At 65.8% G+C, this 17777-nt stretch carries 17 protein-coding genes; 13 read left to right on the top strand and 4 right to left on the bottom strand.

Annotation, left to right across the window (positions count from 1 at the left end; all coding sequences use genetic code 11):
- The 5 genes from mmsB to E3T43_RS04600 all read left to right on the top strand — a co-directional run bounded on the left by mmsB (position 1) and on the right by E3T43_RS04600 (position 4343).
- Positions 1-1191: a multiple monosaccharide ABC transporter permease gene (gene mmsB, locus E3T43_RS04620; RefSeq protein ID WP_134444034.1), complete on the top strand. Its 1191-nt coding sequence runs from the start codon at positions 1-3 to the stop codon at positions 1189-1191.
- Positions 1192-1250: 59 nt separating this feature from the next.
- A complete protein-coding gene (locus E3T43_RS04615; RefSeq protein ID WP_241978811.1) occupies positions 1251-2480 on the top strand; it encodes an ROK family transcriptional regulator in 1230 nt (409 codons plus the stop codon).
- A gap of 26 nt (positions 2481-2506) precedes the next feature.
- Positions 2507-3769 carry an FAD-binding protein gene (locus tag E3T43_RS04610; protein ID WP_134444033.1) on the top strand — a complete coding sequence of 421 codons (1263 nt, stop codon included), beginning with the start codon at positions 2507-2509 and terminating at the stop codon, positions 3767-3769.
- A 65-nt stretch (positions 3770-3834) separates the two neighbouring features.
- Positions 3835-4086, top strand: a complete 252-nt coding sequence (locus E3T43_RS04605) for a type II toxin-antitoxin system Phd/YefM family antitoxin (RefSeq protein WP_134444031.1) — start codon at positions 3835-3837, stop codon at positions 4084-4086.
- Positions 4083-4343 (top strand): Txe/YoeB family addiction module toxin, encoded by a 261-nt coding sequence (locus tag E3T43_RS04600; protein WP_134444030.1) that lies wholly within the window; start codon positions 4083-4085, stop codon positions 4341-4343. The genes E3T43_RS04605 and E3T43_RS04600 overlap by 4 nt, the downstream gene beginning before the upstream one ends.
- 28 nt (positions 4344-4371) lie before the next feature.
- Here the strand turns inward: E3T43_RS04600 and E3T43_RS04595 are convergent, their stop codons facing one another.
- Together E3T43_RS04595 and E3T43_RS04590 are read right to left on the bottom strand one after the other, a co-directional pair.
- Positions 4372-5217, bottom strand: coding sequence for an NAD(P)-dependent oxidoreductase (locus E3T43_RS04595; RefSeq protein ID WP_134471511.1), 846 nt, complete (start codon positions 5215-5217; stop codon positions 4372-4374).
- Positions 5218-5253: 36 nt separating this feature from the next.
- The gene (locus E3T43_RS04590) at positions 5254-6258 is read right to left on the bottom strand and encodes an aldo/keto reductase family protein (RefSeq protein WP_134471510.1); all 1005 of its coding nucleotides are present in this window, start codon (positions 6256-6258) and stop codon (positions 5254-5256) included.
- A 138-nt stretch (positions 6259-6396) separates the two neighbouring features.
- Here E3T43_RS04590 and E3T43_RS04585 point away from each other — a divergent pair, with 138 nt between their 5' ends.
- The 5 genes from E3T43_RS04585 (at position 6397) to E3T43_RS04565 (ending at position 13279) form a co-directional block, all read left to right on the top strand.
- Positions 6397-7629 (top strand): ROK family transcriptional regulator, encoded by a 1233-nt coding sequence (locus tag E3T43_RS04585; RefSeq protein ID WP_134471569.1) that lies wholly within the window; start codon positions 6397-6399, stop codon positions 7627-7629.
- Positions 7630-7651: 22 nt separating this feature from the next.
- Positions 7652-8929, top strand: a complete 1278-nt coding sequence (locus tag E3T43_RS04580) for a multidrug effflux MFS transporter (RefSeq protein ID WP_241978810.1) — start codon at positions 7652-7654, stop codon at positions 8927-8929.
- A 99-nt stretch (positions 8930-9028) separates the two neighbouring features.
- Positions 9029-10714: an HNH endonuclease signature motif containing protein gene (locus tag E3T43_RS04575; protein WP_134471509.1), complete on the top strand. Its 1686-nt coding sequence runs from the start codon at positions 9029-9031 to the stop codon at positions 10712-10714.
- Between the two features lie 463 nt (positions 10715-11177).
- Positions 11178-11891, top strand: coding sequence for a phosphatase PAP2 family protein (locus E3T43_RS04570; RefSeq protein WP_134471508.1), 714 nt, complete (start codon positions 11178-11180; stop codon positions 11889-11891).
- Between the two features lie 5 nt (positions 11892-11896).
- Positions 11897-13279 (top strand): NAD(P)/FAD-dependent oxidoreductase, encoded by a 1383-nt coding sequence (locus E3T43_RS04565; RefSeq protein ID WP_370449876.1) that lies wholly within the window; start codon positions 11897-11899, stop codon positions 13277-13279.
- Between the two features lie 4 nt (positions 13280-13283).
- On the opposite strand, the gene E3T43_RS04560 is transcribed toward E3T43_RS04565, so the two are convergent.
- Entirely contained in the window at positions 13284-13844 is a 561-nt protein-coding gene (locus E3T43_RS04560) for a hypothetical protein (protein WP_134471507.1), read from the bottom strand.
- A 292-nt stretch (positions 13845-14136) separates the two neighbouring features.
- Between E3T43_RS04560 and E3T43_RS04555 the strand changes: the two genes are divergently transcribed.
- Genes E3T43_RS04555 through E3T43_RS04545 form a run of 3 tightly spaced genes read left to right on the top strand, consistent with a single transcriptional unit; the run spans position 14137 to position 16452 of the window.
- Complete coding sequence (locus E3T43_RS04555) at positions 14137-15528, top strand: TrkH family potassium uptake protein (protein ID WP_134471506.1); 1392 nt, start codon at positions 14137-14139, stop codon at positions 15526-15528.
- On the top strand, positions 15521-16219 hold the full coding sequence (locus E3T43_RS04550; protein WP_241978809.1) for a TrkA family potassium uptake protein: 699 nt from the start codon (positions 15521-15523) through the stop codon (positions 16217-16219). Before E3T43_RS04555 ends, E3T43_RS04550 begins: the two co-directional genes overlap by 8 nt.
- Positions 16216-16452, top strand: coding sequence for a ferrous iron transport protein A (locus E3T43_RS04545; protein WP_134471505.1), 237 nt, complete (start codon positions 16216-16218; stop codon positions 16450-16452). The genes E3T43_RS04550 and E3T43_RS04545 overlap by 4 nt, the downstream gene beginning before the upstream one ends.
- On the opposite strand, the gene E3T43_RS04540 is transcribed toward E3T43_RS04545, so the two are convergent.
- Positions 16449-17771 carry a dihydrolipoamide acetyltransferase family protein gene (locus tag E3T43_RS04540; protein WP_134471504.1) on the bottom strand — a complete coding sequence of 441 codons (1323 nt, stop codon included), beginning with the start codon at positions 17769-17771 and terminating at the stop codon, positions 16449-16451. The genes E3T43_RS04545 and E3T43_RS04540 overlap by 4 nt on opposite strands.
- Positions 17772-17777 lie beyond the last annotated feature (6 nt).

Here is a 17777-nt window from a genome sequence, read left to right as displayed (position 1 = left end):
ATGAGCACGACAACCCCCGTGAAGCGATCCAAGCCTAAGTTCGCGGTCAACCTCAGACAGTACGGAATTCTCGCCGCCCTGGCGATTATTATCGTGCTGTTCCAGATTCTTACGCACGGACGACTGCTACTTCCCGGCAACGTGAACAACCTGATTCAGCAGAACGCCTACGTGCTGATTCTCGCCATCGGCATGGTCATCGTAATCATCGCCGGCCACATCGACCTGTCGGTCGGTTCAGTCGTTGCGATGGTCGGCGCCGTAACCGCGATCAGCATGGGAAGTTGGGGGCTGCCGTGGTGGGCAGCCGTGATCATCGCGCTGCTCGTCGGTGCGCTGGTCGGTGCCTGGCAGGGCTTTTGGGTGGCGTTCGTCGGTATCCCCGCGTTCATCGTCACGCTCGCCGGCATGCTGATTTTTCGCGGGCTCACCCTGGTGCTGCTCACCGGCGGCACCATTAGTGGGCTCCCCTCCGAATTCACCGCCATCGGCGCTGGCTGGCTTCCCGCCTGGCTCGGGGAGGTCGGCGGCCGGGATCTGCTCACCATGGCACTGGGCGTACTGACCGCGCTCGCCCTGATCGTGCAGCAGCTGCGCACCCGCGCCACGCTTCGCAAACTCGACCTGCCGCGCGAACCGATCGTGAGCTTGTGGATCAAGAACGGCATCGCCGCCGTGGCCATTATCTGGTTCGCCTGGCTGCTCTCGGGTTATAGTGGCACCCCGATCATTCTGATCATGCTCGCCGTGCTCATTCTCGGCTACACCTTTCTGCTGAACCAGACCGTGTTCGGCCGTCACGTCTATGCCATGGGCGGCAACCTATTCGCCGCCAAGATGAGTGGCGTCAAGACCAAGTGGGTCGACTTCTTTATCTTCGTCAACATGGGCGTGCTCGCGGGGCTGGCGGGCATAGTCTCGACTTCCCGCGCCGGCGGCGCCGTGGCTTCGGCCGGGCAGAACTACGAGCTCGACGCCATCGCCGCCGTCTTCATTGGTGGCGCAGCGGTGACCGGTGGTGTCGGCACGGTGATCGGCGCAGTCATCGGCGCCCTCGTGATGGGTGTGCTCAACATGGGGCTGTCGATTCTGTCGGTGGATGCCGCCTGGCAAATGACCATTAAAGGTCTCGTGCTGCTCCTCGCCGTGGCCTTCGATATCTTCAACAAGCGTCGGGCCGGCGGCCGCTAGCTCCGCTCGAAGCCTGCGGTATTCTGTCGGGTATAACTGAACCCGAGAGGTGGAAAATCGTGACCAAACTGGCGCTGCCCACACTGACCTCGCGCGGCGGTTCGAGCAATGACCAGTTGCGCCGGTTCAACCTGTCGATGATTCTCACCATGATTCATCATTCAAGCGGATGCTCGCGCGCCGAGTTGACGCGTCGCACCGGCCTGAACCGCTCGACCATCTCGGCCCTCGTGGCCGAGCTGGTTGAGCTCGGCCTGGCGTTCGAGGGCGAGCCCGAAGACGTACCCGGCCGGGTCGGCCGGCCCAGCCTGCAGGTGTTCCCGAGCCTGAAGATTGCCGCCATCGCGGTGAGTCCCGACGTTGACGCGATCACCGTCGGGCTCGTGGGGCTCGGCGGTGAGGTGATTCGTCGCATCCGCTTTGATACGGCCCGGGTTCCGACCGTGCTCGAAACAGTGAACGCGGTCAAGGCCATCGTCGACGGGATGCGCGGCGAGATCGAGAATAACTACGAGATCTCCGGGGTCGGCGTGGCCGTACCCGGCCTGGTCGATACGGTCGACGGGCGCGTGCTGATCGCTCCGCACCTCGGCTGGCGCGATAGTGCCATCACCACGGCCCTCGCCAAGGCCCTGCACTACCCCGTGTTCGCCGGTAACGACGCGGGCCTCGGCGCCATCGCCGAGAGTCTGTTCGGGGCGGCTCGCGGCACGACCGACCTGGTCTACCTCAACGGCGCGTCGAACGGCATCGGCGGTGGTCTCATCATTGGCGGCAGCCCGCTGCGGGGCACGAGCGGGTATGCCGGCGAACTCGGCCACACGCTGGTCAACTCGGCGGGCGTGCGCTGCCATTGCGGGCGGATCGGCTGCCTCGAAACCGAGGTAAGCATGCCGCGACTGCTTAAGGTGCTCAGACTGCAGCGGGTCGACCAGGACGAACTCGACATCGCCCTCGGGGTCTCGCGCGACCCGGCAGTGCTGCGCGAGGTAGCCAGACAGATTGACTTTCTGTCGGTGGCCATTTCGAACTTTGTGAACATGTTCGACCCGGAGATGGTCGTGCTCGGCGGTTTTCTGGGATCGCTGCTGTCGGTCGGCCGGGAGCGTCTGGCCGAAGCGGTGAGCGTGAGCTCGATTGGAAGCCTCGGGCACGCGGTGCTGCTCGAACGGGCCCAGCTACGCTCGCGGCTCATGATGGTCGGGGCGGCCGAGCTCGCCTTTGCCGGACTGCTTGATGACCCGGCCGGTTGCGTGCGGGACCGCCCCCGTTTTGGTATGTTGTTATAAACACCAAATATCGTGAGGCGGTCCGAATGAACCAGAGTGAACGCAATTGGGCCGGCAACTACCGCTATGTGGCACCGATCGTGCACCCAACCAGCGTTGAGCAGATGCAACAGATCGTCGCCGCAGCCACCAGGGTACGCGCCCTGGGTTCGCGTCACTCCTTTAATGCCATCGCCGATTCGGCCGGAACGCTCGTCGCGCTTGACGGGTTCGACGACTCGATTCGCATCGACCCGGTCGCGCTGAGCGTCGAGGTCTCGGGCGGCACGACCTATGGCACCCTCGCCGTGGAGCTGCAACGCCAGGGGTATGCCCTGCACAACCTCGCCTCGCTGCCGCACATCAGCGTCGCCGGTGCGATCGCGACCGGAACCCACGGCTCCGGCGACCAGAACGGCAGCCTCGCCACCGCGGTGTCGGCCCTCGAGATCGTCACGGCCTCGGGCGAGCTGCTGCGGGTCGACCGGTCGACGCCCGACTTCGCCGGCATGGTGGTGGGGCTCGGCGCCCTCGGCATCGTCACCCGAGTCACGCTCGATATTCAGCCGAGCTTTGACGTGCGGCAGTTCGTCTACGAAAACCTGCCCTGGAGTGACGTGCTGCACGATTTCGACGCCGTCATGGGGAGCGCCTACAGCGTGAGTCTGTTCACCGACTGGCAGGGAGAGACGGTACAGCAGGCCTGGGTGAAGAGCCGCGGAACTGACTTCGCCGGCGGCCCGGAGTTCTTCGGGGGGACGGCGGCGACCGAGGGCAGGCATCCGCTGCCCGGAATTTCTGCGATCAACTGCACCGAACAACTCGGCGTAGCCGGGCCGTGGTCGGAGCGGCTCGCGCACTTTCGCCTGGCGTTCACGCCGAGCGACGGCGACGAGTTGCAGAGCGAATACCACGTGCCGCGGGAGTACGCCGTCGCCGCGATCGAGGCCATGCGGGCGCTGTCTTCGCGCATCGCGCCACTACTGCTGGTGAGCGAGATTCGCAGCATCGCCGCCGACGACCTCTGGCTCAGCCCGAGCTTCGAGCGTGCGGGCGTTGCCCTGCACTTCACCTGGAAGCCCGATCAGGCCGCCGTCGAGGCGTTGCTGCCCGCCCTCGAAGCCGCGCTCGCCCCCTTCGTGGTGCGGCCGCACTGGGGCAAGCTCTTTCAAGCGGATGTCGCAACCCTCGCGACCGCCTATCCCTGGCTCGGGCATTTTCGGGCCCTGGCCGATCGGCTCGATCCGGCCGGCAAGTTTCGGAACGCGTTTCTGGAGCACACGGTGTTCTGTGTAACGGCACGGGTCTAGTCGTTACCCTCTCGCTATGGTACTATTTCTCGTACCAGTCAGACGCCCGAGCCGGAGGAAAAACGATGACCACGATTACCGCCAGCGATGCCCGCAAATCGTTGTTTCCTCTGTTGGGCCAAGTCAACGACGATCACACGGCCGTCACGATCACGTCCAAGGCTGGAAACGGAGTTCTCATCTCGGAAGAGGACTACGAAGCCTGGCAGACGAGTTTGTACCTGTTTTCCACCCCGGCGAATGCACGACGCCTCGCCGACGCGATCGAACGTTCTGAGCAGGGCAACTACGCGCCCCACGACCTCGACCGGTCGTGAGGCTAGTCTTTGACCTGGCCGGGTGGGACGACTACCAATGGTGGCAGGTTAACGACCGTCGGGTTCTCAAACGAATCAACACCCTTATCGATGATGCGATGCGTACTCCTGCAGACGGTCGCGGTCAGCCGGAACGACTTAAGCATCGCGCCAGCGACGTCTGGTCACGACGGATCAACCAAGAGCACCGCCTCGTTTATCGAATCGTGGGCAATGACTTGGTGATCCTGCAGGCACGGTTCCACTACGACGATTGATCTCTAGCAAGCACGCGTTAGCGAGCAGCTACACGTGATCCCGCCAGCTGTGCTCGGGCGCGAAGCCGAGCATCCGCTTCGCCTTGTCGATCGACAGCAGTGTTTCGTGTTCGGTGACCGCTTTGACGACGTCGACGTTTGGAAAGACCTCGGCCGCCAGGCTTGCACTCGACCGACTCATCACGGTGTCGGCGGCCGCGATGATGAACGTCTCGAAGCCCGGCTGGGCCTGCTCAAGCGCCCGCAGCACGGCCTGAGCGCCGTCGCGACCGTCGATGTAACCCCAGAGGTTCCACTTGCGCAGGGCCGCGTCGGCGTCGTAACCGGGGAAGGCCGCGTAGTCTTCCGGGTCCATCACATTGGAGAAGCGCAGCGCCGTGATGCTGAGCAGCGGGTCCCAGCGCACGAGCTGAATGGCCATCTGCTCTTCGAGGTGCTTGACCAGCGAATACGTGCTCTCCGGGCGGGCCGGGTACTCCTCATCGACGGGAATGTACGGTGGGTCGATATCGAAGGGCAGACCCAGGGTGGTCTCGCTCGAGGCGTACACGATCGTCTTGATGCCCGCCCGCCGCGCGGCCTGGAACACGTTGTAGGTCGCGAGCATATTGTTATGGAAGGTGGCCACGTCGGGCAAAATGCCCGGGGCCGGAATGGCGCCGAGGTGCACGAGCGCGTCGAACCCGTCGGTGCGGTCGTCGATGCCGTACATCACGTCACTCACCTGGCCGTAGTCGGTCAGGTCGATCTGGGTGAATCCGGCGCTGCGCACTCCCGACTGATCGAGGTTGGTGACGGTGTGGCCCTCGCTGTTCAGGCGCGCGACGACGCTGCGTCCGAGCTTGCCACTGCCGCCGGTAACGGCGATTCTCATTAAATACTCCTTCTTTTAATAACGGATGCCGCTGGCTTACGCTTCGCGCTGCTCCGGTGAGACGGTCTTGCGCGGGTCGAACTCGGCCAGGTCGCGTACGGCGGCGTCGATTTGTGTAAGCACCTCAGAGTCGAGCTGCACTCCGGCGGCCTTCACGTTGTCGGCGACCTGCTCGGGGCGGGAAGCGCCCATGATGGCGGAGGCGACGTTCTTATTCGCGAGCACCCAGGCGAGCGCGAGCTGAGCTATGGTGAGCCCGAGGTCGTCGGCGATCGGGCGCAGCTTCTGCACGGCCGTGAGAACCTCGGTGCTCATCCAGCGCTGGATCATATTGGCGCCACCCTTGGCATCCGTTGCCCGGCTGCCTTCAAGGAGCGCCTGCCCCGGCAGATACTTGCCGGTAAGCACGCCCTGCGCAACCGGGGACCAGACGATCTGGGAAACGCCGAGTTCCTCAGCGGCCGGAACCACCTCGGATTCGATCACGCGCCAGAGCATCGAATACTGCGGCTGGTTGGAGATGAGCTGAATATTCAGGTCGGCGGCGAGTTTGTGGCCGGCTCGCAGCTGCTCGGCGTTCCACTCACTCACCCCGATATAGAGGGCCTTGCCCTGGCGCACGACGTCGGCGAAGGCCTGCATGGTCTCTTCGAGCGGGGTCTCCACGTCGTAGCGGTGCGCTTGGTAGAGGTCGACGTAGTCGGTCTGCAGCCGGGTTAGTGAGCCGTCGATCGACTCGAGGATGTGCTTGCGGGAGAGTCCGACGTCGTTGTGGCCCTTGGGGCCGGTTGGCCCGAAAACCTTGGTGAAAATCTCGAGAGATTGGCGGCGTTCGCCCTTGAGCGCGTTGCCGAGCACCTGCTCCGCCATGGTGTTGGCGTACACGTCTGCGGTGTCGAAGGAGCTGATTCCCGCGTCGAGGGCCGCGCGCACGCAGGCCGTCGCGGTGTCGTTTTCGATCTGCGAACCGTGGGTCAGCCAATTGCCGTAGGTGATTTCTGAAACTTTTAATCCGCTGTTGCCGAGATAACGAAACTCCATGACGTCCCTGTCTGGCACCCGTGTCCGTCAGCGCCGTCGATGATTTGTTGACTCTGGCAACGTATCACCCCCGGATGTCCATCCGGAGCGGTAACCTGAATTCTGATCGAAAAATGAGAGTCGAGAGCAGTGGACGCCATGCAGGGCACCAACCATGACGATCTGCGTCGCCGCAACCTGTCGATCATTCTGCGCCTGGTGCACCGGAGCGGGGCAGCATCGCGCGCCCAGCTCACCCGACTGACCGGCCTGAACCGGTCGACCATCGGCGCCCTGGTTGCCGAACTCGTCGAGCGCGGGTTGGTTGAGGAACGCACGCCCGACCCGACCAAACTGGCCGGTCGGCCGAGTCCGATCGTCGCGGCGAGCGACCGCGTGGTGGCCCTCGCGGTGAACCCCGAGATCGACGCGATTACCGTGGGAGTGGTCGCTCTGAGCGGCGTCGTGCACCGCCGCATCCGCTTCGCAACGTCGTCGTCGCCGACGACCGCCGAGGCCGTCGCGATCACCGCCGGCATCATCGACGATCTGCGAAACGACCTGAGCGAATATTCCATAATCGGAATAGGCGTTGCTGTGCCCGGCCTGGTGCGTGCGTTCGACGGGCTGGTGCGCCACGCCCCACACCTCGGCTGGGTCGATGAGCCGCTCGGCGACCTCCTCGCGGCGGCAACGGGCCTGCCCGTCGTCGCGGCCAACGACGCGAGCCTCGGCGTCACCGCCGAACGCTACTTTGGCGCCGGGCAGGGTATGACCGACTTGATCTACCTCAACGGCGGATCGAGCGGAATCGGTGGCGGCCTCGTCGTCGGGGGCATCGCGGCCGGCGGTCGAGCGGGCTACGCCGGAGAATTCGGGCACATCCGGGTCAGTGCGAGCGGGCAGAAAGACTCGGCGGGCATCGCGGGCACCCTCGAAGCGGAGGTGACCCGCGACGCCCTGCTCGAAGTGCTGGGCCTGCGCGCGAGCGAAACGGATGCCGACACCCTCGAACGCGCGCTGCTCGCCTCCGATTCCGCGGCGGTGCACGCCGAGGTCGCCCGGCAGCTCGACTTTCTGGCCGTAGCCCTGGCTGGCGCGGTGAACGTGCTCAACCCGCAGCTGATCGTGCTCGGCGGCTTTCTCGCCGCGCTGCACGCAGCCGACCCCGACCGGCTCGGCCGCGCGGTCGCCGCTCTGTCACTCGGGACAGCGTTCGACGGGGTGCAGATCGCGCCCGCGCTGCTCGGCTCGAATCTGCTGTTGATCGGGGCGGCCGAGCTGGCCTTCGAGGCGCTGCTGCTCGACCCGCAGCTGGATCGGGGGAATACTTTCGCGCTCCCCGCGCTTAGCGCAAGGGTGGCCGTGTCGCCCGCCAGCCATCCTCACTAAACCAGCCAAGGACATCCGCTACGTGATTACCGCCAGCATCCCCGTCATCAGTGCCGCGCAACTTTCCTCGACTGCCGTGCACCCCGGGGACAAGCTGAGCCGGCGACAGCGCATCGTCTACATTCTCATTCTCGGAGCCCTCACCGCCCTGGGCCCGTTCACGATCGACCTCTACCTGCCGGCCTTCCCGACACTCGAGAGTGAATTCGGTGTCTTGCCGTCGGTCATTCAGCTCACCCTGACCGGAACCATGATTGGTTTCGGGTTCGGGCAGCTCGTCGTGGGTCCGTGGAGCGACAAGGTGGGCCGCCGGCTGCCGCTCATGCTGGCGACCGGCGTGCACATCCTCGCCTGCGTCGGTGCTGCGATGTCGAACGACATTATTGTGCTCGCGGGGTTCCGCGTGCTGCAGGGCTTTGGCGCTGCGGCCGGTGCGGTCGTGGCGATGGCCATGGTGCGCGACCTGTTCGGCGGCAAGCCGCTCGTGCGTATGCTCTCCCGGCTGGCCCTGGTCAGCGGCCTCGCGCCGGTGCTTGCGCCGGTCATCGGTTCGCAGCTTCTGCTCGTGATGAACTGGCGCGGCATCTTTTGGGTGCTCGCCGCCTACGGCGTCATCGTGATTCTGGCCGTCGCGTTCTGGATCGTGGAGACGCTGCCCGAGAGCGAGCGCAACGTGAAGGGGCACAACACCCTGGCGCAGCGCTACAAAGCGGTGCTGAGCGACCGCACCTTCGTCGGCGTCGCGATCATCGGGGCGATGACCTTCACCGGGCTGTTCTCCTACCTCTCGGCCTCGCCGTTTCTCTTTCAGGATGTCTACCGGTTCAGTCCGCAGGAATACGGCCTGCTCTTTGCCGTGAACTCGCTCGGTATCGTCACCGGTGTGCAGTTGAGCTCGCGGCTGATGCACCGATTCAACATTGGGCCGCAGTGGATTTTGTCGGTCTCTACCGTTGTGCTGCTGCTCACCGCTGGGGCGATCGTGCTTCTGGACGTTGCCGGCATGGGACTGTGGGGCACTCTGGTTCCGCTGTGGTTCTTCATCGCCGCCTGCGGCTTCACTTTGCCGAGCGTTCAGGTCATTGCCCTCAACGCGCACGGGCATGAGGCCGGAACCGCGGCGTCGCTGCTTGGCGCGGCGAACTTCGGTGTGGCCGGCCTGATCTCGCCGATTGTGGGACTGCTGGGAGTGGGAACGTCGATACCGATGGCATCCGTTATGGGAGTCACCGCGGTGGTGTCGCTGCTCTCTCTCTGGCTAATCGTGCGCCCGCGCAGCGTTCCGGCGCTCGAGCGCTGACTTTCTCCGGAGCTTCTCCACAGGAGATAGGTTCGATTCGTCATCCACTGATAATGAGCTTTTCTCGTGGTTTCGGGGGAGCGGTGGGAGAATTGGGGTATGCACAACCTCGCTGATGAGCTTCGCCGGGCGGCCGATCGGGTCGCCGCTCTGGGCGATTGCAGCGCGGCGTTTGATGCTTTGGGCGAGGCCGATGTGCTGGCCGGGCAGCGGTCACTGGCTGAGGCCCGGCGATTGCTCGACGTGTTTGCGGCGTGGATGGCCGGTACGGTCGCGCGCCGGTCCCGGCCCGAGCTGGGAAGCGAGGGTTTGGCTGCGCGGCAGGGGTTCGCGACGCCGGTGGCAATGGTGCAACACGTCAACGGCTCCAGCCGTGGGGAGGCAGAGAAGCTGGTCGCCTCGGGCATTTTGATCGGTGAAACGGATGCTGCCGAAAAGTTTTCGGCGGAAGGCGATGACGACGGTGCGGGTGGCATCGATGCCGGTGCACTGGTGGGCCGGCCGGTAGTGCCGTGGCAGGCGCCGATCGTGCATGCCGTTGCCGCCGGCACTCTCACGGTGGACCAGGCCGACGCGCTGCGCCGAGGTTTGGGCGAGATTGACCTGGCAGTGTCTGCCGATATTTTGCGCGCCGCGCTCACGGCGCTGGTGCCGGAGGTGATCGGGCTCAACGTTGAGCTGGTATTCCGCCGGGCTCGCCGGTTGCGGGACCAGCTCGACGAGGCTGGCATTCGGGCTCGGGAGAAGCAGGCCCGCGACGATACCAAGTTCAAGCTGTTCCGCCGCCAGGACGGCATGGTCGTGCTCAGCGGGCTGTTCGCCCCCGAACAGGGCGAGTACTGGCTCAGTGCCTACGACTGCCTCACCAGCCCGCGCCAGCGCGGAGGCGTGCGCTTCGTAGATCCGGAGCAGGAGGCCTGGGCGGACCGGGTACGGAACGACCCGCGTACCGTGGACCAGATTGCCGCGGACTCCTTCACCGCGCTGCTCAAGACCGGCACCGACGCAGACCCCACCAAAATGTATGGCGGACGCCAGCCGGCGGTGCGGATCATCGTCACCCAGGCCGACCTTCAGCGAGCCGGACTCGTGCCGGCCGACGTCGCTGAAGCCCGGAACGAGATCACCGGGCAATTCGGTCAGAGCGAGCAGAGCGGCCTGAGCGAGCAGGCCGGCCTGAACGAGCAGACCGGGCAGAGCGGGCAGAGCGAGCAGGCCGAGCAGGGCGAGCAGGCTGGGCAGACCGGGCAGAGCGAGCAGGCCGGGCAGGCCGGGCAGAGCGGCCTGAGCGAGCAGACCGGGCAGCGCGGGCGGGTGGGGCATGGATTCCTTGAAGGCAACCCCGCCCCGATCTCCCTCGAAACGGTGCAACGGTTTCTCTGCAACACCGGCCAGCTGCGGCTGTTGGTAGACGAGGCGGGGCATCCGCTGAAATTGGGCCGCACCATGCGAACTTTCAGTGAGGCGCAGCGCGTGGCCATGGGCGTACGTGACGGCGGCTGCATGTTTCCGGGCTGCGACATGCCACCCTCCCGAACGGAGGCGCACCACGCCGACCAGTGGGTGCGCGACACCGGCGCGACCGACATCGACCTGGGGCTGTTGCTCTGCGGCCCCTGCCACCGCCGACTTCACCAGGAAGGCTGGCGGGTGATTGGCGAGCCGGGGGAGTTCTGGCTGCAACCACCCGCGAGCATCGACCCGACGCAGACGCTGATTCCGCTGGCCAGTAAGAGCCCGCTCATGCTCGAACTCAAGCGGAAGCAGGACGCCGAAGCCAACTGAACCCAGCAACGCGGATCAGGGACCGCGCCGCGGTGCGAATTGTTGGGTCTGAGCGGGTGTGGACCAGGCTGATGGGACCAGGCTGACGTGGCCAGGTTGCCGGGACCAGGTTGCCGGGACCAGGCTCTGCGGGCGCACCTTACGGTCGCGGGCCCATGATCTAACCTGGGTCCACGTTCCGGGCCCGGTGCAGGTGCGGGGGCATGCATCGGGGGTACGCATTAGGGGGGAGCGGATGGTGCGGGTTCGGCCCGTCGGGGAGCGCGCCCAAGATTTGCGGGAGCACGCGGGCGGGCCCCACCTTACGGTCGCGGGCCCATGATCTAGCCTGGGCCCACGTTCCGGGCCCGGGCCCGGTGCAGGTGCGGGGGTGCAGGTGCGGGGGTACACATTCAGGGGAGCGGATGGCGCGGGTCCGGCCCGCCGATGGCCCAATCCGGAGCGGCTGTTCTACGATGGCGGGATGACGAACCCGAAGTCTCCGGAGCGTGCCGCCGACCCCGCAGCGCGCCGCATCTCCCGCCGCTGGCCCGTGATCAGCGGGATAGCTGCCGTCGCATTGGCCGCACTGCTTGGCCTGGTCGTCGTCGTACGTGCCAACGGACTCGCCCTCGAGGTCGACACCGAGTGGATGGGCGAGGTCATCGAACACCGCTCTCCGATCTGGGAGGTTCCGTCGCTGTTCATGAACGCCCTCGGTGGCGGTCTGTTCGGCGTGCTGATCGTGCCGATCGTCATCACCTTGGTCATCGTGTTCATCAAACGTCCGTGGGCGGCCGGCTACTATCTCGTGGCGACCGTGGTCAGTGCCGGCGGTGTGCAAGTCCTGAAGCAGGTCTTTGGCCGTGCCCGACCAGAAGACATGCTGGTCACATCCGATTTTGGCTCCTTTCCGTCTGGCCACGTCGCCAATGCGGCGACCATGGCGGTGTGCCTCGCCATCATCTTTCCGCGGTTGTGGGTCGCCCTGGCCGGTGCCGCGTACACGATCGTCATGCTGCTCAGCCGTACCTACCTCGGTGTGCACTGGCTGACCGACACCATCGGCGGGTTGCTGCTCGGTGCCGGAGTTGCAATTGTGCTGTGGGCTCCGGTCGCCGCGAAGCTCGATGGCGAGCGCGCACTCGCCGCCCGGCTGCGGCTTGAACGAGACCGAAAGAAGGCAGCGCAATCGTGACTCGAGTGACCCCGGTGCGCAATGGCGACGTCTCGTTCTGGTGGAACCAGCTCGGCCAGCCAGCGCCGCGGCCGACCCTGCCCGGGTCGACCCGCGCCGACGTCGTCATTGTCGGCGCCGGCTATACCGGACTGTGGACCGCGTATTACCTCAAGAAGGCGGCGCCGCAGCTACGCATTGTGGTGCTCGAAGCCCGTTTCGCCGGGTTCGGCGCCTCCGGACGCAACGGCGGCTGGCTCACCAACTCGATCACCGGTGGCCGCGACCAGTACCTGAAGCACCACGGCCGCCCGGCGGTTGAAAACTTTCAGGCCGCGATGAACGACACGGTCGACGAGGTCATCCGGGTGGCCGCAGCGGAGAGCATCGACGCCGGCATCGTCAAGGGCGGCGAATTCACCGTCGCCTACGATGCCCCGCAGCAGCACCGCCTCGAAGCTGCCGCCCGGGCCGAGCAGACCTGGGCGCACACCGACGTCGAGGTGCTCTCGCGGGCCCAGGCGCAAAACCGCATCAACGTGGCGGGAATGACCGGGGGTATGTGGCATCCGCACTGCGCCCGCATCAATCCGGCGGAGCTCGTGGCCGGACTGGCCCGCACGGTCGTTTCGCTCGGCGTTGAGCTCTACGAGAACACCCCGGTGAGCGAGATCGCGGCCAACCAGGCGGTGACCGAACACGGTACCGTCGACGCCGCGTTCGTTGTGCGTGCGACCGAGGGCTTCACGGCCACGCTCAAGGGGCTGCATCGCACCTGGCTTCCCCTGAATTCGTCGCTGATCGCGACCGAGCCGCTCGACGCATCCGTTTGGGAAAAGATTGGTTGGTCGGGCCGGGAAACCCTGGGGGATATGGCGCACGCCTACATGTACGCGCAGCGCACGAGCGACGACCGCATCGCCATCGGCGGGCGCGGGGTTCCCTACCGATTCGGTTCGAAAACGGATGCCGACGGCCAGACCCCGCAAGCCACCATCGACGCCCTCCGCGCGATTCTGGTGCGCTTCTTCCCGGCGACGAAGGACGCGGGCATCGATCATGCGTGGTCGGGCGTGCTCGGTGTACCCAGGGATTGGGCCGCGACCGTCGGTCTCGACCCGCAGACCGGACTGGCCTGGGCCGGCGGCTATGTGGGCACCGGGGTGGCGACCACGAACCTGGCCGGCCGTACTCTGACCGACCTCATTCTCGGCCGGAGCAGTTCGCTCACCGAACTGCCCTGGGTGAACCATCGGGTGCGCCCGTGGGAGCCGGAACCGCTGCGCTGGCTCGCAGTCACGGCGCTCTATCGGGCCTACTCGCTCGCCGACCGCACCGAGCTGACCGGCCGCCGCACGACGTCACCGCTCGCGCGGGTAGCCGATGTGGTGTCGGGGCGCGGGCACTAGCCGTTCAGCCGTTCAGCCGGGCTGCGTGTCGCGCCAGGCGGCGCACCAGCTGAGGCCGCAGTCGGCCGAGTTCGGCCACGGTCAGCGGGTCGGGTGGGCGCAGCACAGCGACACCGAGCTGGTCGATCACGCTCTCAATCGTGGACCGCGACCAGATTTGGCCACTCAGGTGCACGAGCACATCGCCGGCAGCATCAAGCAAATACAGGTGCGGCAGGCAATCGGCCGTCCCGCTCTGATAGAGCTCGACCAGCACCACGCTGCCGATATCGGCGGTGGCGACGTGCGTTTCGCGACCGAGCAGACTCCGAACCGATAGTCGGTCGGGGGTGACGCGCAGGGCCATTTTGCTGACTCCGAGCCCGAAGATCACACCAAGGGCGGTGAACCCGCATTGGATTTCGAGCACAAACGGCCAGGTCTGGCGAGGAATGGACAGCCAGTACAACACGAGAAAGAGCGGGATGAACAGGGCGAGCGCCGCGATGATCGCGTGCGAAACGATGCGCTCCCGCGGTCGCAGCACACGTATTTGCGCCGGTTCTACCTCATCACTTATCGTCATTGTCGATCCCCCAGGTTGAGTATTGCGCACTTGTTGTCGGAGTCGCGGTCCGAAGTTGGGGGGCTAGACGAAGCCCGTCAAACCGACTACAAATAACTGCCGCACAATCGAGGCCGGCACGTTCCTGTGCCGGGCCCGGGTCCGGAATGCGGGCCCAGTTTAGAAACTGGGCCCGGGTTCACAAGGTGGGCCCGGGGAGCTGGGGCCGCCCACGCTTCAGGCCCGGGGAGCCTGACGCCCCACATTCCTGCATGTCCGAGCCAGCGCGGACTCCCCGCGTAGAGTTGGCTCTGTGCACTCACGGGCCGTCCGCGAACGCGGCAACACATCGAAGCGGTATCGCCTGCACCCGGCGCAAGTCGTCGTCACCGGTTTTGCCCTGACCATCCTGGTTGGCACCGCGCTACTCATGCTGCCGAACGCGCGGGTCGGGCCGGGAGGGGCGTCCTTCATGGAGGCGCTGTTCACCGCCACGAGCGCCGTCTGCGTCACCGGTCTGACCGTCGTCGACACGGCGGTCTACTGGACGCCGTTCGGCCAGATCGTGATTCTGGGGCTGATCCAGATCGGCGGCTTCGGTATTATGTCGTTCGCCTCGGTGGTCGGTTTGGCGATCGCCCGCAAACTCTCGCTGCGCTCGCGCATCACGGCCGCCGCCGAAACCAAGAGTGTCGGTCTCGAAGACGTCAAGGGACTCGTGCTCGGTGTCGTGCGCATCTCGCTGGTCATCGAGCTGACCGTCGCGATCATGCTGGCCGTGCGCTTCATGGTCGGCTACGGCGAACCGGTCGGCCGGGCCGTCTGGTTGGGAGTGTTCCACTCCGTGTCGAGCTTCAATAACGCCGGCTTTGCCCTGTTCAGCGACAACCTGATGGGTTTTTCAACGGATGCCTGGATCTGCCTGCCGATCAGCGCCGCCGTCATCCTGGGTGGGTTGGGGTTTCCGGTGATCGTTCAGTTGCGGCGGCAGCTGCGGCATCCTCGGTCAAAGAGTGCCTGGTCGATTCGCACCTGGACCATGAACACCCGCGTCGTCGTGGCCGGCACGATCGCATTGCTCAGTCTCGGAACGGTATATATCACCGCCGTTGAATGGTCGAATCCGAATACGCTCGGGCCGCTCGACTGGCCCGGCAAGTTGCTGACCGGCTTCTTTCAGTCCGTGCAGACCCGCACCGCGGGTTTCAACAGCATCGACATCGGCCAGATGGATTCGGCGAGCCTGCTCGGAATGGACGTGCTCATGCTGATCGGTGGTGGCCCGGCCGGAACCGCCGGTGGCATCAAGATCACGACCTTCGCCGTCTTGTTCTTCATCGTCTGGACGGAGCTGCGCGGCGAGGTTGCCGTCAACGTTTTTGGCAAGCGGCTCTCCCGGGCGGTGCACCGGGAGGCGATCACGATCGCCCTGCTCGCGGTCGGCGTGATCATCGCCGCGACCGTGGCCCTCATGCTCATGACGGATATCTCAATGGACGCGTTGTTGTTCGAGGCGATCAGCGCCTTCGCGACCGTGGGATTGTCCACCGGAATCACTGCCGGGCTGCCCTGGGAGGGGCAGATCATTCTTATCCTGCTCATGTTCGTCGGCCGTCTCGGTCCGATCACCATCGGCTCTACTATCGCCCTGCGCGAACGGCACACCACCTATGAACTCCCCAAGGAAAGGCCGATCATTGGCTAAATATTCGCTGTTTGGGCATCGTGACCCGGCCCGCCTGGCCGAAGCCGAATCGGTCGTCGTCATCGGCCTCGGCCGGTTCGGCAGCTCCCTGGCCCTCGAACTCATGAAGAGCGGCACCGAGGTACTCGGCATCGACGGTGACGAAGAAATCGTGCAGGCGCACAACCGGCTGCTCACGCACGTGGTGCGCGCCGACTCGACCAAGGAGGCGACGCTGCGCGAGCTCTCGGTGCCCGACTTCTCGAGCGTGGTGGTGGCTATCGGCGGTGACATTCAGGCGAACATTCTGACCGCGTCCCTGCTGCTCAAGCTCGGCATTCCGAATATCTGGGCCAAGGCTGTCAGTGACCCGCACGGGGAAATTCTTACCCAACTCGGCGTCAATCACGTTATCTACCCCGAAAAAGATATGGGCCAACGGGTCGCGCACCTCGTGCGCGGTGCCATGCAGGACTACATCGAGATCGGTGAGAACTTCGCGCTCGTGAAAACGGCGCCGCCGCGCGCGCTGATCGGGGTTCCGCTCGGCGAGGCGAAGGTGCGCGCCCGCTACGGTGTGACCGTGACGGCGTTTCATCGGCCTGGCGTGGGCTGGAGCTACACCTCGCTCGACACGGTGATCGAAGATGGCGACATCATTCTGATCGCCGGGGAGTCGGCGCGGGTCGAAAAATACAGCCTGATGCGATGAGCGATCCGTTCGCTTTTCTAGCGGATGCCCCGCTCGGCACCCGGGTCGTCGTGCGCACGCGAATCCCCGGTGGCTATACGGACGCGCTCGGGTTTTTGCGCAGCCGCAGCGCGGCATCCGTTTCGGTGGAAACCCAGCGCGGACTGGTGACTCTCGCGATGGCCGACGTCGTCGCCGCCAAAGAAGTTCCCCCGGCGCCAGCGCCGCGCGAGCGCCGGGGTAGCCCGGGCTAGAGGACGATGCGCAGCGGCTCCTCGAGCAGCTGGGTCAGGTCGCGCAGGAACGCCGCCGCGACGGCCCCGTCGAGCACTCGGTGGTCGACGGTCAGGGTGATCTTGACCATGGGCACGCTGACGAGTTGGCCATCGCGCACCTGGGGGACCTCGGTGGCCGCGCCGATCGCCAGAATTCCGGCCTCCGGCGGGTTGAGTACGGCGGTGAACGAGTCGATGCCGAACATGCCGAGGTTGCTGATGGTGAAGGTTCCGCCAGACATCTGCGCCAGGGACAGGCTGCCCGTGCGGGCGAGCCCGGCCAGGGCGCGCGTCTCGGTGGCGATGGCGGCGAGCGACTTCTGGTCGGCGTCGGCCACCACTGGAACGAGCAGTCCGTCGTCGGTCGCGACGGCCACGCCGACGTTCACGTGGTTGTGGCGCAGAATGACTCCATCGCCCCAGGATGCATTCACCTCGGGGTGCGCGCGCAGCACGACAGCGCAGGCGCGCACGAACAGGTCGTTCAGGCTGACCTTGTTGCCGACCGTCTCGAGCGAAGCGTTGACGTCGGTGCGGAACGCGACGAGACGTTCCACGTTGACGACGCTCGTCAGGAAGAAGTGCGGCACGGCCTGGCTCTCGGTGAGCCGGCGGGCCGTAACGGCGCGAATGCGGCTGACCGGCACGGAGACCGAGTCGGCCGAAACGGCGGTCGGGGCTGCCGCAGCGGCTACCGGCACCGGAGCGGATGCGGCGGATGCCTGAGCCAGGATCGCCGTGTCAACGTCGGTGCGGGTGATACGGCCCTGCGGCCCGGTGCCCGCGATCGTGTGCAGGTCGATTCCATGCTCGCGGCCGATCTTGCGGGCCAGCGGCGAGGTCCGGAGCTCGCCGGTCGGCGTCGGCGTCGCGGCCGGAGCCTCCGGTGCGGCGGGAGCGGTCGGAGCCACCGCGACGGGGGCCGGGGCTGATGCGGCGGGCAGTGCAGCCGGAGCTGCGGCATCCGCTGCCGGGGCAGTGGTCGAAACTGGAGCAGCCGTCGCAACTGGAGCAGCCGTCGCAACCGGCGCAGCGGGTGTCGCGCCATCCGTGACGATATTGCTGCCGTCGCCGATGCGGGCGACTGCCTCGCCGATCGGCACCAGGGTGCCGGCGACGACGAGCAGCTGCTCGAGGACGCCGTTGTCGAAGGCCTCAAGGTCCATCGTGGCTTTGTCGGTTTCAATCTCGGCGAGCACGTCGCCCTTGTGGATCTCGTCGCCGACCTGCTTCATCCAGCGGCTGAGTTCGCCCTCCTCCATGGTGTCGGAGAGGCGGGGCATGATGACGTCGGGCATGGCCGG

Origin of the sequence: Cryobacterium sp. Hh7 (genome assembly GCF_004403155.1) — a bacterium.
Taxonomy (GTDB): Bacteria; Actinomycetota; Actinomycetes; order Actinomycetales; family Microbacteriaceae; genus Cryobacterium; species Cryobacterium levicorallinum.
The sequence above is the reverse complement of the archived record's forward strand: the minus strand, read 5'-3'. Positions and strand labels throughout refer to the sequence as shown.

Bases quoted from the DNA above. Each gene is read 5' to 3' on its own strand.
- E3T43_RS04545 (WP_134471505.1), top strand. From the start codon at position 16,216: ATGAGCGATCCGTTCGCTTTTCTAGCGGATGCCCCGCTCGGCACCCGG.
- E3T43_RS04610 (WP_134444033.1), top strand. From the start codon at position 2,507: ATGAACCAGAGTGAACGCAATTGGGCCGGCAACTACCGCTATGTGGCA.
- E3T43_RS04570 (WP_134471508.1), top strand. From the start codon at position 11,178: ATGACGAACCCGAAGTCTCCGGAGCGTGCCGCCGACCCCGCAGCGCGC.
- E3T43_RS04585 (WP_134471569.1), top strand. From the start codon at position 6,397: ATGCAGGGCACCAACCATGACGATCTGCGTCGCCGCAACCTGTCGATC.
- E3T43_RS04540 (WP_134471504.1), bottom strand. From the start codon at position 17,771: ATGCCCGACGTCATCATGCCCCGCCTCTCCGACACCATGGAGGAGGGC.
- E3T43_RS04595 (WP_134471511.1), bottom strand. From the start codon at position 5,217: ATGAGAATCGCCGTTACCGGCGGCAGTGGCAAGCTCGGACGCAGCGTC.
- E3T43_RS04590 (WP_134471510.1), bottom strand. From the start codon at position 6,258: ATGGAGTTTCGTTATCTCGGCAACAGCGGATTAAAAGTTTCAGAAATC.
- E3T43_RS04605 (WP_134444031.1), top strand. From the start codon at position 3,835: ATGACCACGATTACCGCCAGCGATGCCCGCAAATCGTTGTTTCCTCTG.
- mmsB (WP_134444034.1), top strand. From the start codon at position 1: ATGAGCACGACAACCCCCGTGAAGCGATCCAAGCCTAAGTTCGCGGTC.
- E3T43_RS04575 (WP_134471509.1), top strand. From the start codon at position 9,029: ATGCACAACCTCGCTGATGAGCTTCGCCGGGCGGCCGATCGGGTCGCC.
- E3T43_RS04560 (WP_134471507.1), bottom strand. From the start codon at position 13,844: ATGACGATAAGTGATGAGGTAGAACCGGCGCAAATACGTGTGCTGCGA.